This window comes from Sphingomonas caeni (genome assembly GCF_026013415.1).
GTDB lineage: Bacteria > Pseudomonadota > Alphaproteobacteria > Sphingomonadales > Sphingomonadaceae > Sphingomonas > Sphingomonas caeni.
The window spans coordinates 180,927-195,764 of the sequence record NZ_JAPDOK010000002.1 but is presented as its reverse complement, the minus strand read 5'-3'; the positions used below and the strand labels follow the sequence as shown (position 1 = coordinate 195,764).

General features: G+C 67.9%; 12 protein-coding genes. 7 read left to right on the top strand and 5 right to left on the bottom strand.

Translation table 11 applies throughout. From position 1 onward, the window contains the following. Positions 1-27: 27 nt before the first annotated feature. From OF829_RS05550 to OF829_RS05535, 4 genes are all read left to right on the top strand, one after another. Positions 28-1,089, top strand: coding sequence for a phospholipase A (locus OF829_RS05550; RefSeq protein ID WP_264938991.1), 1,062 nt, complete (start codon positions 28-30; stop codon positions 1,087-1,089). A 149-nt stretch (positions 1,090-1,238) separates the two neighbouring features. Beyond that, positions 1,239-1,799: a peroxiredoxin gene (locus OF829_RS05545; protein ID WP_264938990.1), complete on the top strand. Its 561-nt coding sequence runs from the start codon at positions 1,239-1,241 to the stop codon at positions 1,797-1,799. A gap of 133 nt (positions 1,800-1,932) precedes the next feature. Next, positions 1,933-2,949: a GGDEF domain-containing protein gene (locus OF829_RS05540; protein ID WP_264938989.1), complete on the top strand. Its 1,017-nt coding sequence runs from the start codon at positions 1,933-1,935 to the stop codon at positions 2,947-2,949. A 558-nt stretch (positions 2,950-3,507) separates the two neighbouring features. Next, positions 3,508-4,359 (top strand): SDR family oxidoreductase, encoded by an 852-nt coding sequence (locus OF829_RS05535; protein WP_264938988.1) that lies wholly within the window; start codon positions 3,508-3,510, stop codon positions 4,357-4,359. Between the two features lie 84 nt (positions 4,360-4,443). On the opposite strand, the gene OF829_RS05530 is transcribed toward OF829_RS05535, so the two are convergent. The 4 genes from OF829_RS05530 to ku all read right to left on the bottom strand — a co-directional run bounded on the left by OF829_RS05530 (position 4,444) and on the right by ku (position 11,237). Beyond that, positions 4,444-5,325 (bottom strand): transglutaminase family protein, encoded by an 882-nt coding sequence (locus OF829_RS05530; protein ID WP_264938987.1) that lies wholly within the window; start codon positions 5,323-5,325, stop codon positions 4,444-4,446. Between the two features lie 13 nt (positions 5,326-5,338). Continuing rightward, positions 5,339-7,822: a circularly permuted type 2 ATP-grasp protein gene (locus tag OF829_RS05525; protein WP_264938986.1), complete on the bottom strand. Its 2,484-nt coding sequence runs from the start codon at positions 7,820-7,822 to the stop codon at positions 5,339-5,341. A gap of 62 nt (positions 7,823-7,884) precedes the next feature. Further along, on the bottom strand, positions 7,885-10,383 hold the full coding sequence (gene ligD, locus OF829_RS05520) for a DNA ligase D (protein WP_264938985.1): 2,499 nt from the start codon (positions 10,381-10,383) through the stop codon (positions 7,885-7,887). Beyond that, positions 10,383-11,237, bottom strand: a complete 855-nt coding sequence (gene ku, locus OF829_RS05515; RefSeq protein ID WP_264938984.1) for a non-homologous end joining protein Ku — start codon at positions 11,235-11,237, stop codon at positions 10,383-10,385. Before ku ends, ligD begins: the two co-directional genes overlap by 1 nt. Positions 11,238-11,305: 68 nt before the next feature. Between ku and pdxH the strand changes: the two genes are divergently transcribed. The 3 genes from pdxH to OF829_RS05500 are packed head-to-tail and all read left to right on the top strand — an operon-like array spanning position 11,306 to position 13,601. Further along, positions 11,306-11,884, top strand: a complete 579-nt coding sequence (pdxH, locus tag OF829_RS05510; RefSeq protein ID WP_264938983.1) for a pyridoxamine 5'-phosphate oxidase — start codon at positions 11,306-11,308, stop codon at positions 11,882-11,884. A 10-nt stretch (positions 11,885-11,894) separates the two neighbouring features. Beyond that, positions 11,895-12,806: a cation diffusion facilitator family transporter gene (locus OF829_RS05505; protein WP_264938982.1), complete on the top strand. Its 912-nt coding sequence runs from the start codon at positions 11,895-11,897 to the stop codon at positions 12,804-12,806. A 3-nt stretch (positions 12,807-12,809) separates the two neighbouring features. Continuing rightward, complete coding sequence (locus tag OF829_RS05500) at positions 12,810-13,601, top strand: PhzF family phenazine biosynthesis protein (protein WP_264938981.1); 792 nt, start codon at positions 12,810-12,812, stop codon at positions 13,599-13,601. Here the strand turns inward: OF829_RS05500 and mnmA are convergent. After that, on the bottom strand, positions 13,591-14,700 hold the full coding sequence (gene mnmA / locus OF829_RS05495; RefSeq protein ID WP_264938980.1) for a tRNA 2-thiouridine(34) synthase MnmA: 1,110 nt from the start codon (positions 14,698-14,700) through the stop codon (positions 13,591-13,593). The two genes, OF829_RS05500 and mnmA, sit on opposite strands and share 11 nt — an antisense overlap. Positions 14,701-14,838 lie beyond the last annotated feature (138 nt).

Below are 14,838 nucleotides of genomic sequence, written 5' to 3'. Positions count from 1 at the left end.
CACAATGCCCTGCCAATTCCCGCGGCCATGCGCCGCTTGCTGATCATGCTTGCCTGCCTCATCGCCGCGACCCCCGCGGCGGCGCAGCTGCGCGCGGTGCCCGCACAGGTCGCCTCCGAGCGCGAGGCGCTGCGCGGGGTCGAGGTGTTCCTGATCAACGAGACCGACGCGCCGCTCCCCGCCGAGGGTCCTCGCGAGATCGAGCTGACCGCGGCCGACGGCACCCGCCTCATCCTCCAGCGCGTGCCCGGCCCCCGCGAGACCGTCGCCCCCGGCGCCTTTGCCAAGGCGCGCTACGTGCCGATCGGCATCGCCGGCACCGCGCTCCCGCCCGGCCAGGAACATCCTCCCGCCGAGATGCCGCCCCCGGGCGAAACCACCGTCGCCAGCTCGACCGGCGCGTCCTCGGCCTTCTTCGACCGGTTCGAGCCGCACGAGCCGATCTACGGCGTCGCCGGCATGAACGATTCGGGCGCCAAGCTGCAGGTCAGCTTCGCCTTCCGCCCCTTCGCCGAAAACGCCCCGCTCAAGCTCGGCAATCTGCGCTTCGCCTATACCCAGACGATGTTCTGGGCGCTCGACAAACCCTCTGGGCCCTTCCGTTCGACCAATTACAGCCCCGAAGTCTATGCCGATATTCCCGTCGACGAGACGACGGTCTTCTCGCTCGGCTATCGCCATGACAGCAACGGGCGCGGCCCCGCCGCCTCGATCGACGTCAACCGGATCTTCGTGCGCGCCACCAAATCCTTCGATCTCGGCAATGACTGGCGGCTCGATCTCGCGCCCCAGGCCTGGCTCTATGTCGGCCATGCCGGGGTGGCGCCCAACATCAGCGACAGCTGGGGCTACACCTCGCTCACCGCCTCGATCCAGAAGGCTGACGGGATCAAGCTCTCGGTCACCGGGCGCGGCAATTTCGAGACGCGGCGCGGATCGGCCGAGATGTTCGTCTCCTATCCGCTGACCCGGATCGGCGGGCTGGGCTTCTATCTGTTCGGCCAGGCCTTTACCGGCCCGGGCGAAGCGCTCGACGACTGGAACAAGAACGACACCCATGTGCGTCTGGGGATCTCGCTGACGCGGTAGCGGGTGCGCAACCAATCGCGCTGACGCGGCAGCGGGTGCGCGCAACCAAATGACGCGCGGATGGGGTAGAGGGATACGACCATCCGGTGGCGTGACAGGCCCGCGCTGCCCCACTAAACTCGGACAAACGCCCAAAGGGAGAGACTCGCATGCGCCCGACCTATCTGCTCGCCACGATCGCCGCCGTCGCGGCGCTCGCCGTCCCCGCCGCCGCCAATCTCGCCACCGGGGCCAAGGCGCCGATGTTCGTCGGCAAGGGCGCGGTTGCCGGCAAGCCGATCACCTTCACCCTCGCGACGCAGCTCAAAAAGGGCCCGGTCGTGGTCTATTTCTTCCCCGCGGCCTTTACCGGCGGCTGCAATGCCGAAGCCCATGCCTTTGCCGAGGCGATGCCCGATTTCACCGCGGCGGGCGCGACCGTGGTCGGCCTGACCGCGGGCAATGTCGATCAGCTCGCCAAATTCTCGAGCGAATATTGCGCGGGCAAATTCCCGGTCCTCGCCGCGACGCCCGAGATCATTTCGGGCTATGACGTGCGCCTGAAAAAGGCCGACGGCACCGATACCAATATCACCAACCGCACCTCGTACGTGATCGCGCCGAACGGCAAGATCATCTTCGTGCACAGCGAGATGAACGCGGCCGGCCATGTCGCGAGCACGCTCGCGGCGGTCCGGGCATGGCGCACGGATCATCCGAAACGGCGCTAGTTCCTCCGATTTGCACCTTTCACGGAAGTGAAGGTTTCGAAAACCGGATATTAGCAGTTCCGCTATACCCACGATTCCATGAGCCGCCCGGCCGCTATTCCGCGGCCGCGCGCGCTATGGGGATTTGGGGTCTATGTCCGGTGCCAAGGCCGTTCGGGTAGCTAGTGGGGGGAACCCCGCGCGCCGCCTCTACGACCATATCGGCGAATTCCTGTTCGAACAGCGGCTGGAGCCCGATCCGGCCAATTTCGCGTTCGCCTATCATCTGCTCGCCGATCCCGAGGGCGCGCTCGCCAAGGCGGTGCGCGCGCTCACCGATGGCGGCGTCCGCCTCACCCAGCGCGACATCGACTCGCTCGATTGCGACGTGAAGCCCGTCGCGAGCGGCGCCGCCGCCAAGGAACAGGCCGACGGACTCGTCGCGCAGACCCAGATGCAGGTCGAGGGCTTCCACGACATGGTCGCGGCGATGCGCGCCGAGACCGAGGATTTCGGCCGCGATCTCGCCGCCAGCGCCAAGGCGATCGGCGATCTCCCGGGCGGCATCCCCGAAGTCGCGCGCCTGACCACCGAAATGCTCGAGCGCGTCCGTACCGCCGAGAGCCGGCTCGACGCCGCGACCCGCGAGGCGACCGAGCTGCGCTCGAAGCTCGAGGAGGCGCGCGACAATGCCCGCCGCGATCCGCTGACCGATCTGCCCAATCGCCGCGCCTTCGAGGAGGCCTTCTCCGCCCAGGCCGCGTCGGGCGCGACCATGTGCCTCGCGGTGTGCGACGTCGATCACTTCAAGTCGGTCAACGACCGGTTCGGCCATGCCGTGGGCGACCGCGTGCTCAAGGCGATCGCCGCGGCGCTCGGCGAGGCCTGTGCCGGCCATCTCGTCGCCCGCTATGGCGGCGAGGAATTCGCGGTGCTCTTCACCGGCGTCGACAAGACTGCCGCGCGTGCCACGCTCGAAACCGCCCGCGCCAAGGTCGCCACCCGCAACTATCGCGTGCGCGAGGGCGACACGCCGCTCGGCGAGATCACCTTCTCGGCGGGCCTCACCGTGGCGAGCGTCGACGAGATGTGCGCTACCGCCTTCCAGCGCGCCGACCGGCTGCTCTATGCGGCGAAAGAGGGCGGCCGGAACCAGGTCCGCGCCGATTAGTTGATTTTCCCGGTATTTCGCGCCGCAATCTGGGAAATTTCACCACACGAAATAGGGTAAATTCCCGCCTCCGCAAAACCCCTAGGCGCGCCTCACGCAGAATCAATGACTTAGCGAAACTGGCACGCTCCCTGCACACATGTCGGGCATCGGCGGACGGATGGTCCGGACCGCTCGACCAAGTCAGGGAGTTACCATGATGACCGCTCGTTTCGACTCGTTCGCCCGCACCGTTTCGGTCCTCGGCGCCGTGATGTTCACCGCCGCCTGCCTGTTCGCTTCGACCCCGCTGGTGCCGATCGCCTGATCGGCCCGGTTCTCGAAGCCCAGACCCCAAGGAGACAGAAAATGGTTCGTCAGATCACCGTCGGCGCCGCATCGTTCGCGATCACCGCCTTCCTCATCGTCGTCAGCAGCAGCGTGCAGGGTTCGGCGTTCTTCGCCTGAATCCGGCCGCCGCTGCGGCGGCTCCAGTTGGCCTGGTAAGCCACTCATAAAGCGGAACTTCCGGCCTTCCGCGCAGGTTCATCCGGCACCCCTCCCCAAGGAGCCAGTGCCGTGACCGACACCGCAGAAATGATCCATGAAGACGCGCTGCCCGGACATGAGAGCGCGCTCGAGCCCAAGCCCGAATGGGAACCCCGCTATCCCGGCTCCGGCCGTCTCGCCGGCAAGGTCGCGATGATCACCGGCGCCGACAGCGGCATCGGCCGCGCCGTTGCCGCGCTGTTCGCGCGCGAGGGCGCCGATATCGGCATCCTCTATCTGCTCGAGGATGATGACGCCGCCGAGACCCGGCGCATCGTCGAGGCCGAGGGCCGCCGCGCGATCGGGATCAAGGCCGATATCGGCTCGAGGAAGTTGTGCGAGCGCGCAATCGAACAGTTAGTGTCCGAATTCGGACGGTTGGACATATTGGTCAACAACGCCGGCGAGCAGCATCCCGACACGGACATCCGCGACATCACCGAGGAGCAGCTGCTCCGCACCTTCCAGACCAACATCTTCGGCATGTTCTACATGACCCAGGCAGCACTTCCCCACCTCGGCAAGGGCGCGGCGATCGTCAATTGCACCTCGGTCACCAGCTACCAGGGTTCGAAGGAGCTGCTCGACTATAGCAGCACCAAGGGCGCGATCACCGCCTTCACCCGCTCGCTCTCCGAGAATCTCGTCGAAAAGGGCATCCGCGTGAACGCGGTCGCGCCGGGCCCGATCTGGACCCCGCTCAATCCGTGCGGCGGCGCCAGCGACGAGAAGCTGAAGGCGTTCGGCAAGCACACCCCGATGGGCCGCCCGGGCCAGCCCAACGAGGTCGCCCCCGCCTTCCTGTTCCTCGCCTGTGAGGATGCGAGCTACATGTCCGGCCAGGTGCTCCATCCCAACGGCGGGACGATCGTCAACGGCTAGGACCGGCGTGTTGGAAATGTTGGAATTGGATGCGGTGTCCCACGGCCCGAAAAGGGGCGCACCCCCTAACTTTCGTAACTTTCGCTAGCCCTCCAGCGGCTCGACATCGACCGACACCGCCATCTTCTGCGCGCCCGAACCGAGCACCAGCCCGTCGACCGGCGCGATATCGGCATAGTCGCGGCCGATCGCGACGACGACATGGTCGCTCGCCATCCAGATGCCGTTGGTCGGATCGATCCCCACCCAGCCGAGCTTCGGCCCCGCCCAGACCAGCACCCAGGCATGGGTCGCGTCCGCCCCCACCAGCCGCGGCTTGCCCGGCGGCGGAAGCGTGCGCAGATATCCCGAGGCATAGGCGGCGGGCAGCCCCGCGGCGCGCAGCCCCGAGATCATGATCTGCGCGAAATCCTGGCAGACGCCGCGCTTCTTCTCGAACGCCTCGCGCGGCGGCGTATCGACCAGGGTCGCCTTGTTGTCGAACGCGAAGTCGCGCTGGATCCGGCTCGACAGCGCGAACGCCGCCTCGAGCACCCCGCGCTCCGGATCGAGGTCCGCCGCGCACCACGAAGCGATCACGGGATCGAGCGGGATCAGCGGCGAGGGGAAGAGATAGGCGGCGGGGCTCGCGGGCGACATGTCGCGGCTCGCCCGCGCCAGCGCCGCGATCTCGGCAAGGGTCGGGTCGCCGGGCGAGGGGAAGGGGATCGTCCGGTCGACCCGGATCCGCGCGCTGCTGGTGATGGTGAGCGTGCGCACCGGCGTGTCGACCACCAGCCGCACGACATTGGCCAGCCCCGCCTCGGCCCGCGCCGGGGCGGTCCGTCCGCCTGGCTCGATCGTCAGCGCATAGTCGAGCAGTTCCTGCCCCGACCACAGGATCGGCTTGAGCCGCAAATTGCACCGAGCGAACGCGACCGGCCGCGCATAGTCGAAGCGCGTCACATGGCGGATATCGTACAGCATCAGGCGTCCATGCTCACGCCAACGTCATGCCCGCCGCGCGCAGCGGCTCCGCCCCCTGCAGGAAATAGCGCCGTGCCACCGCGTCCGAGAGCCGCGAGAGCCGCGTCTCCAGATCGGCGAACACGCCGTCATCGATCCGCAGCGCATTGGCGGTCACCAGGATCGCCGCCAGCTCGCGCGCCTGCTCCTGCTGGGGCTCGGCGAGCCCATCGTCCGAGAGCACCGGCAGCGTGTTGAGATGCGCCGCGAGCGCCGCGACCTGGAATGCGATCGACCGCGGATTGCCCGGATCGAGGCTCACCAGATCGAGCACCGGCACGCGCGCGATCCCGGTCAGGTAACGCTGGCGATAGCTGATCTGGCTGTCGGCAAGATCGAGCAGCGTCGAAAGATCGTCGGCGCTCGCCGCCGCCCCGCCGAACGTCCGCACGAAGCGCACCGTCGTCGCCGCGCGCTCGATCCGGCGGCCGAGATCGTGGAAGCGCCACGCATCGGTCCGCGCCATATGCTCGGCGGACAGGCCGGCTAGCGCCGAATAGCGCCGCTGGAGCGAACCCGCGCGGTCGAGCAGCGAACCCTTGGTGGGGAAGGGCGCGTCGAGCAGATGGATCATGTCCGCCGAGAGCCGCTCGCGCGACACTTCGCCGATCTTGCGCGCCTGGCGGTTGACGAGCCGCACGCTGTATCCGCCCTCCTCATCCTCCAGCGCCGTCCGCGCGAACTGGGTCAGGTCCGCGCGCCGCAGCGTCCTGGGCGCGGGCGCCGATCCCGCCGCGACGATCAGATTGACGAGCCGCTGCACCGTCTCGGGCGGCAGCGCCGCGCCCGTATCCGCGCTGATCGAATGGCCGAGCAGCACGCGCAGCAGCGCAAGCTGCGCCTCGCCGCGCTCCAGATAGCGGCCGAGCCAGAAGAGATTGTCCGCGGCGCGGCTGGGGAGGGTGCCCGGATTGCGCCGGAGCTGGGTCGAATCGCCCGAGGGCAGCAGCGAAACCGGCGCCACCGGCTCGGGTCCATGGATGCAGACATCCGCCGACCACACGCCTTCGCCCATCACCGCCGCCCGCGGATCGGGATTCTCGCCGATCCGGGCAAAGCCGCCGGGGAGCACGGTCCATTGCCCGTCGGCCCCGCGCGCCGCGAAGACGCGCAGCGTGAATGGCCGCGGCTCGAGGCTGTCGCCGGTCACCACCGGCATGGTCGAAAGCCGCGCCAGCTCCTGCCCGACATAGTCCTGAGGCCGGCGTGCCATGTCGGCGAGCAGTGCCGCGCGCGCCTCGCCGGTGATCGCCGATCCCAGCGCCGGTCCCTCGGGCAGCCCCAGCGGATTGGGCCCGAAGGCAGGGGCGATCAGCAGCGTATCGAGCCCGGCCTCGACCTTCGCCCGCTCGGCATCCTGCCCGCACCACCAGGTCGCGATATTGGGCAGCTTGAGCGGACGCCCAAGCAGATGCCGCGCCAGCCGCGGCAGGAAGGCGGCGAAGGCGGGCGCTTCGAGCATCGCGCTGCCCGGCGCATTGGCGAGCACGACATTGCCCGCCGCCATCGCGTCGATCAGTCCTGGCACGCCGATCGCGGAGTGCGAGTCGAGCGCCAGCGGATCGAGCAGCCGCGGATCGATCCGCCGCCACAGCGCGTCGACGCGCTTCAGCCCGGCGATGGTGCGGACGTAGAGCTTGTCGTCGAGCACCGCCAGATCCGCGCCCTCGACCAGCAGGAAGCCCAGATAGCGCGCCAGATGCGCCTGCTCGGCATAGCTGGGATTGAGCTGCCCGGGCGTGAGCAGCCCGATTCGCGGATCGACCCGGCGGCACAGCGCCGCGAGCCCGTCGCGAAACGCCCCGAAAAAGGGCGCCTGCCGCTCGATATTGAGCCGCCCCTGCAAGCCCCCCAGCGTCCGCGCCATCGCCAGCCGGTTCTCGAGCGCATAGCCCGCCCCGGCGGGCGCGCGGATATGATCGGCGAGCACGCGCCATTCGCCGTTCGGTCCGCGCCCCAGATCGGCGGCGACGAACTGGAGGTGATAGCCGCCGGGGGGCTCGAGATTGGCCAGCGGACGCAGGAAGAAGGGGCTGCCGGTCACCAGCGCGGCGGGGACGTGCCCATCGCGGACCAGCGCGCCCTCGCCATAGAGATCGGCGAGCACCCGCTCCATCAGGTCGGCGCGCTCGGCGACGCCTTCCGCAATCCCCCGCCATTCTTCGCTGGCGATCAGCAGCGGCACCGGCGAGAGCGGCCAGGGCCGTTCCTCGCCCTCGCCCGCGATGCGGAAGCCGGTGCCGATATCCTCGGCATGGCGCTGCGCGCGCTCGCGGGCATGATCGAGCGCCTCGCCCGACAGCGTCGCCAGCTCCTCGAACACCGCGCTCCAGCTGGCATCGCCGTCCACGCGGTCGCACAGCACGTCGCCCTTGCGGCCATGCGCGCAATAGTCCGCGATCCAGCGCTCGGCGATCACGCCGGCGTCGAACAATGTCGTGGCGGCGCGGCTGGCCACATGCACTCCTACCCCAATCGCCCTACCGAATGGGGCAAGTCATGCTGCCATGCAACAAGCGATCAGAGGTCGGGCAAGGATTGGTCGGCGGTACCCCAGCCCCAGAGCGCGCGCGAATTCGCCCGATCGATCAGCGTGGCGCCGTCCCGGATCGAGAAGGCCTTGGGGCTTTCGATGTCGCGCAGCTCGCTCCACGTCACCGGCGCCGCGACCGGAGCGCCTTCGCGGGCCCGCGCGACATAGGGCAGCACCGCGGTGCTCCCGCGCTGGTTGCGCAGATAGTCGATGAAGATCCTGCCCTTGCGCTCGGCCTTTTTGAGATTGGCGGTGAAGCGATCGGGCTCGGCCTGCGCCAGCGCCCGCGCGAACCGCTCGGCGAAGCTCTTCACTGCCGGCCATTCGGCGGCGGGGATCAGCGGCACCACCACATGCACCCCCTTGCCGCCCGACAGCATCGGCCAGCTCGTCAGCCCGATATCGGCAAGATGCTCCTTCAAATCTTCCGCCGCCTTCTTGACCGCCCCGAAATCCAGCCCCTCATCGGGATCGAGATCGAACACCAGCCGGTCGGGCTTCTCGATATCGGCGACGAGGCTGCCCCAGCCATGGAATTCGATCGTCCCCATCTGGACGCAGGCCATCACCCCGTCGGCGTCATCGACATAGAGATAGGGTTCGACCGACCCATCCTTCTCGCGGACATCGACATGATGGACATGGTCGCCGAACGATCCGGCATCGTGCTTCTGGAAGAAGCAGGCCTTGGCGCGCCCCTGCGGGCACCGCACCAGGCTGATCGGCCGGCTGGCGAGCCAGGGCAGCAGGATCGGCGCCACCTGCGCGTAGTAATCGGCGAGCTCGCCCTTGGTGATCCTCGATTCGGGATAGATGACGCGGTCCCGGCTGCTGATCTTCACGGTCGATTCGGGCAGTTCGGGCACGGGTACGGCCTCCTCGGCGACCACGTCGCTCGCCTGCTTGTCCTCGCGCAGCCCCAGGAAGCTTGCATGACGGACGACCTTTTCGGCGGTAAATTCGGCGAAGGCGATCTCGGCGACAAGCTGGGGCTTTACCCAATGGACCCCGCGCGCCTCGGCCCGCGGCACCGGGGCCGGCGGCTTCTCGACCGCGATCCGGTCGAACTTCTCGCGCAGCGCGTGGAGCGTCGCGGTGCTGAACCCCGTCCCCACCTTGCCCGCATAGACCAGCCCCTGCGGGCCGTTTACCGCCAGCAGCAATGACCGGAACCCGCGCCCCTTGGCGCTGCTCGGCGACCAGCCGATGACCACGAATTCCTGCCGCCGCGTGCATTTCACCTTCAGCCAGGCCTTGGTCCGCGCCCCGCGATAGGGGGCGTCGGCCTTTTTGGAGACGACGCCTTCATAGCCCTCGCGGCACATTGCCGTGAACAATTGCTCGCCGCTGCCCAGCACATGCTCGGAGAACTGGATGCGCCCATCAACCTTGGCGTCCGCCCCCGCCACCAGCGCGCGCAACCGTTCCTTGCGCTGGATCTGCGGGAGTTTGGCCAGATCCTCGCCGTCCTGCGAGAGCAGGTCGAACGCGAACAGGGTCAGACCCTCGCCTCCGTTCGAGATCGCCTCCTGCAGCGTCGAGAAATCGGGCTTCCCCTCCCTGTACGCGACGATCTCGCCGTCGATCAGCGCCGCGCCCGGGATCGACTCGGCCGCCTCGGCGATCCCCGGAAACTTGCCCGTCCAGTCGAGCCCGGTCCGCGTGAAGACCTTCGGCCCGCCCGCGCCGATGCTCAGCAGCGCGCGATAGCCGTCATATTTGACCTCGTGGAGCCACTGGGCGCCGGCGGGGACGCTATCGACCAGCGTCGCCAGCTGCGGCGGCTGGAATTTGGGCGACGGCTTTTTCTTTCCGTCATCCCGGCGAAGGCCGGGACCCAGGGTCGCGGGCGCTTCGTTCGCCGCCCTGGGTCCCGGCTTCCGCCGGGATGACGGATGCGGTTTGGCGCCCTCGGCAATCTCCTGCATCGTCCGCCCGGTCTTGACGCTGGTCAGCCCCGTCTCGACCAGGGCATCGGTCGCGCCCGCTTCGTCATCGTCGAGCTTGCGGAGCAGCCAATTCTCGTGGCGCTCCTTGCCGCGCGGCTTGAGCCGGATCAGCAGCCACTCCCCCTTCATCCGCTCGCCATCGAGCGTGAAGTGGAGGTGCCCCTTCTCCAGATCCTTCGCACTCTTGCCCGGAACCGGCGCCCAGCTGCCGCTGTCCCACAGCATCACCGTGCCCCCGCCATATTCGCCCTGGGGGATCGTCCCCTCGAAATCGGCATAGGACAATGGATGATCCTCGGTCCGCACCGCCAGGCGCTTTTCCTCCGGATCGAGGCTCGGCCCGCGCGTCACCGCCCAGCTCTTGAGCACGCCGTCCGCTTCCAGCCGGAAATCCCAGTGCAGCCGCGTCGCATCATGCTTCTGGACGATGAAGCGATGGCTCCCATGCTTGCTGGTGCCCTTGGCCGCCTTGCCCGCGGGCTCCGCCGTCTTCGCGAAGTCGCGCTTGGCGTTATATCGGGCGAGCGGATCGGCCATCACGCCCGCTTCTTCGCGGGCGCCTTCACCGGCTTGGTCTTGACCGCCGGGCTCGATCTCGCCCCCGGCTTCTCGAGCGATTTCTTGAGCGCCGCCATCAGATCGACCACGTTCGACCCGCGGCTCGCCGGACCCTCATCGGCCTCCTCGATGATCTTCCTGCCCTTGGCCTTGCGCTTGCGCTCGATCAGCCCCTTCAGCGCATCGACATAGCGGTCGTGGAAGATCTTGGGATCGAACTTCCCCGCCTTTTTCTCGATCAGCGACTCCGCCAGCCCGAGCAATTCGGGATCGGGCTCCGAATCGGGAATGTCGCGGAAATAGCCCTGCGCCTTGTTGACCTCATCGGCATAACGCAGCGTCTCCAGCACCATCCCCCGCCCGCACGGCTTCAGGCTCACCACATATTCGCGCCCGCGCATCGCCAGCTGACCCAGCCCGACCTTGCGGCTGCGTTTGAGCGCCTCGCGCAGCACGATGAACGCCTCCTCGGCGAGATCGTCCGCGGGCACCACGAAATAGGGCTTTTCATAATAGAGCACGTCGATCTCATCCGCGTCGACGAACTGGGTCAGCTCGAGCGTCTTCTTCGATTCGAGCTTCACCGCATCGATCTCGTCCTGCTCGAGCAGGACATATTCGCCCTTCTCGATCTCGAAGCCCTTGACGATCTCGTCGACATCGACCGGCCCAACCCCCGGCGCGACCTTCTCATATTTGATCCGCTTGCCGCTCGGCTCGTGGATCTGGTGAAAGGCGATCTGCGCGCCCGATTTGGTGGCGGTGTAGATCTCCACGGGAATGGAGACCAACGCCAGCCGGATCTGCCCTTGCCAATAGGCCCGCGCGGCCATGCCTGCCTCCGTGTTGCGAGGCCGATTCAAAGCATGACGCTCGGACTCGTTCCGGCTAATGCGCCGCCATGGCCGACGATCCCTTCGCCCTGTTCGACGCCTGGTACGCGGAAGCGCGTGCGAGCGAACCCAACGACTCCAACGCGATGGCGCTGGCGACGGTCGGCGCGGACGGGCAGCCTTCGGTGCGGATGGTGCTGCTCAAGGGGCATGGCACCGACGGCTTCGTCTTCTATACCAACCGCGAGAGCCGCAAGGCGGGCGAGCTGGGGCCCGGCAGCAAGGCGGCGTTGCTGTTCCACTGGAAATCGCTGCGCCGCCAGATCCGCATCGAGGGCGCGGTCAGCTTCGCCACCGACGCCGAAAGCGACGCCTATTTCGCCTCGCGAAGCCGCGATTCGCAGCTCGGCGCCTGGGCCTCGGACCAGTCGCGCCCGCTGGACTCGCGCGAAACCTTCGAGGCCCGGTTCGAGGCAATCAAGGCGCGCTTCGAAGGCGGTGCCGTCCCCCGCCCCCCGCATTGGGGCGGCTACCGCGTCACGCCTGCCCGAATCGAATTCTGGCAGGACCGCGCCCACCGTCTCCACGAACGCCGCCTCTTCACCCGCACCGAAAGCGGCTGGACCGAAGGCCTGCTCTACCCGTGAAACTTCGGCTGTGACCAACCTCGCCCGCCGTGCCGCGCTCGCCAGCGTCGCCGCCGCGCTCTTCCTCGGCAGCCTCAAGGCCTGGGCGGCGTGGAAGACCGGATCGGTCGCGGTGCTCGCCTCGCTCGGCGACAGCCTGCTCGATTTCGTCGCCTCGCTGGTGACGCTGGGCGGCGTCCACTGGGCCTCCCAGCCCGCCGACAGCGACCATCGCTTCGGCCATGGCAAGGCGGAGGCGCTGGCGGCGCTGTTCCAGGTCGCGATCATCGCGCTCTCCGCCGCGGCGATCCTGTGGCGCGCGGTCGACCGGCTGATCGCCGGCGCGACGAGCAGCGATCCCGAATATGGCATCTCGGTCTCGCTGATCGCGATCGCGGTCACGCTCGCGCTCACCGCCTATCAGCGCTCGGTGATCCGCCGCACCGGATCGATCGCGATCGGCACCGACAATATTCATTACCAGTCGGACCTGATGCTCAACGGCGCGGTGATCGCGGCGCTGCTGCTCGAGAATTACGCGCACATCGGCGGCGCCGATGCGCTGTTCGGAGTCGCCATCGGCTTCTGGCTGCTGTTCGGCGCGTGGCGCGCGTCGGTCGCGGCGATCGATCAGCTGATGGACAAGGAATGGCCTGAGGCGAAGCGCCGCGCCTTTGTCGAGATCGCCGGCCGCCATCCCGAGCTCAAGGGGCTGCACGACCTGCGCACCCGCACCAGCGGCAACCGCGATTTTGCCCAGTTCCACATCTGGATGGACCCTGATCTCACCATCCGCGAGGCGCATGACGTGGTCGAGACAGTCGAGCTTCGCCTCGCCCAAGAATTTCCCGGCACCGAAATCTTGATCCATATCGATCCGGAAGGGCAGGTTGACGAGCCCGGCAACGCACTCGCCGAAGCCGATCTCCTCAAGGATACCTGATCGATGAAACTCCCCTTCGCCCAGATCGACGCCTTTGCGGACAAGCCCTTCACCGGCAACCAGGCCGCGGTGATGCCGCTCGAGGCCTGGCTCGACGATGCGGTCCTCCAGGCGATCGCCGAGGAGAATAACGTCGCCGAAACCGCCTTCATCATCCCCGATGCGAGCGGCGCGGCGGATTATGAGCTGCGCTGGTTCACCCCGGCGGTCGAGGTCGCGTTGTGCGGCCACGCCACGATGGCGAGCGGGCACTACATCCTCGGCAAATTCCCCGACCGCGAGAGGGTGACCTTCCGCACCCGCAAGGCCGGGATATTGGAGGTGGCACGAGACGGCGACGCCTATGCCATGGCGCTCCCCGCTTACCCGCCCGAGCCCATGGCCATCCCCGGCCTGCTCGAGGCCTTGGGCATTGCCTCGGCCGAAACGCTCCGCCACCCCGGCGGCTACGACCTCACCGTGCTCGACAGCGCCGATGCGGTGCTCGCCCTCACCCCCGATTTCCGTGCGCTCGCCGCGATCGGCGACACGCTCAACATCGTCACCGCCCCGGGCGCCGACACCGACGTCATCAGCCGTGTCTTCGCCCCCGCCGCCGGGATCGACGAGGACCCGGTGACCGGCTCGGCGCATTCGGTGCTGACGCCCTATTGGGCAAAGCGCCTCGGGCGCGACAGCTTCACCGCTTTCCAGGCGAGCAAGCGCGGCGGCCATGTCGGCTGCACGTTGAGCGGGGACCGCGCGATCCTGCGCGGCACCTGCGTGACGGTGATCGAGGGCGAGTTTACGCTGTAACCATCTCCGCCCGCTCGGTCTCGGCGATCCAGCCGCCGCCGAGCACCCGGTCGCCGGCATAGAGCACCGCCGCCTGCCCCGGCGCGACGCCATATTCGGGGGAATCGAACACCACCCGGTCGCCCTCGATCCCCGCCGGCACCGGCTTGGCGAGGCTGCGCACCTTTGCGGTGACCGGGCCCTCGAAGCCGTCGCCGATCCAGTTCACCCCCTCGATCCGCGCCGCGCGTACCGCCAGCGCCGCCTTGGGGCCCACCACCACGCGCCTGGTCTCGGGTTCGAGCCGCAGCACATAGAGCGGCTCGGCCAGCCCGCCGATCTCGAGCCCCTTGCGCTGCCCGACGGTGAAATGGATCAGCCCGGCATGGCGGCCCAGCACCCGGCCCGCCTCATCGACGATCTCGCCGCCCACCCCCGCCTCGGGCCGCAATTTCTTGACCAGCCGCGCATAGTCGCCGTCGGGGACGAAGCAGATGTCCTGGCTGTCGGGCTTGGCCGAAACCCCCAGCCCGAACTCGGCCGCCAGCTCGCGCACCCGCGCCTTGGGCAGCCCGCCCAACGGAAAGCGCAGGAAATCGAGCTGGGCGGAGGTCGTCGCGAACAGGAAATAGCTCTGGTCGCGCGCCGGATCGACCGCGCGGTGCAGCTCGGGCCCATGCGCGCCCATGATCCGCCGCACATAATGGCCGGTCGCCAGGCAATCCGCCCCCAGATCGCGCGCCAGCTTGAACAGATCAGTGAATTTCGGCCCCATATTGCACTTCACGCACGGTATCGGGGTGCGCCCGGCCAGATATTCGTCGGCGAAATCGTCGATCACCTGTTCGCGAAAGCGCGATTCGTGATCGAACACATAATGCGCGATCCCGAGGCCGTCGCACACCGCGCGCGCGTCGCGGATATCGCGCCCCGCGCAGCAGCTTCCCGCGCGCCCCACCGCCTCGCCATGATCGTAAAGCTGAAGCGTCACGCCGATCGTTTCGGCACCGGTCCGCGCGGCCAGCGCGGCCACCACCGAGGAATCGACACCGCCCGACATGGCGACGACGATCCGCCGCGCATTCAGCGGCCCGTCCAATTGAAAATCTCCGGAAGTCATGCGCCCGCCCCATAACGGGACGAAGGGTTAAGCGCCAGTTTTCATGGGCTTTACGGCCCCTTCAACCTTCTTGGGTACTCATGGCCATCCGAACGAGATTTCATGCGGATGGGTATTTGTGGATTTGAGCTTCGCCAG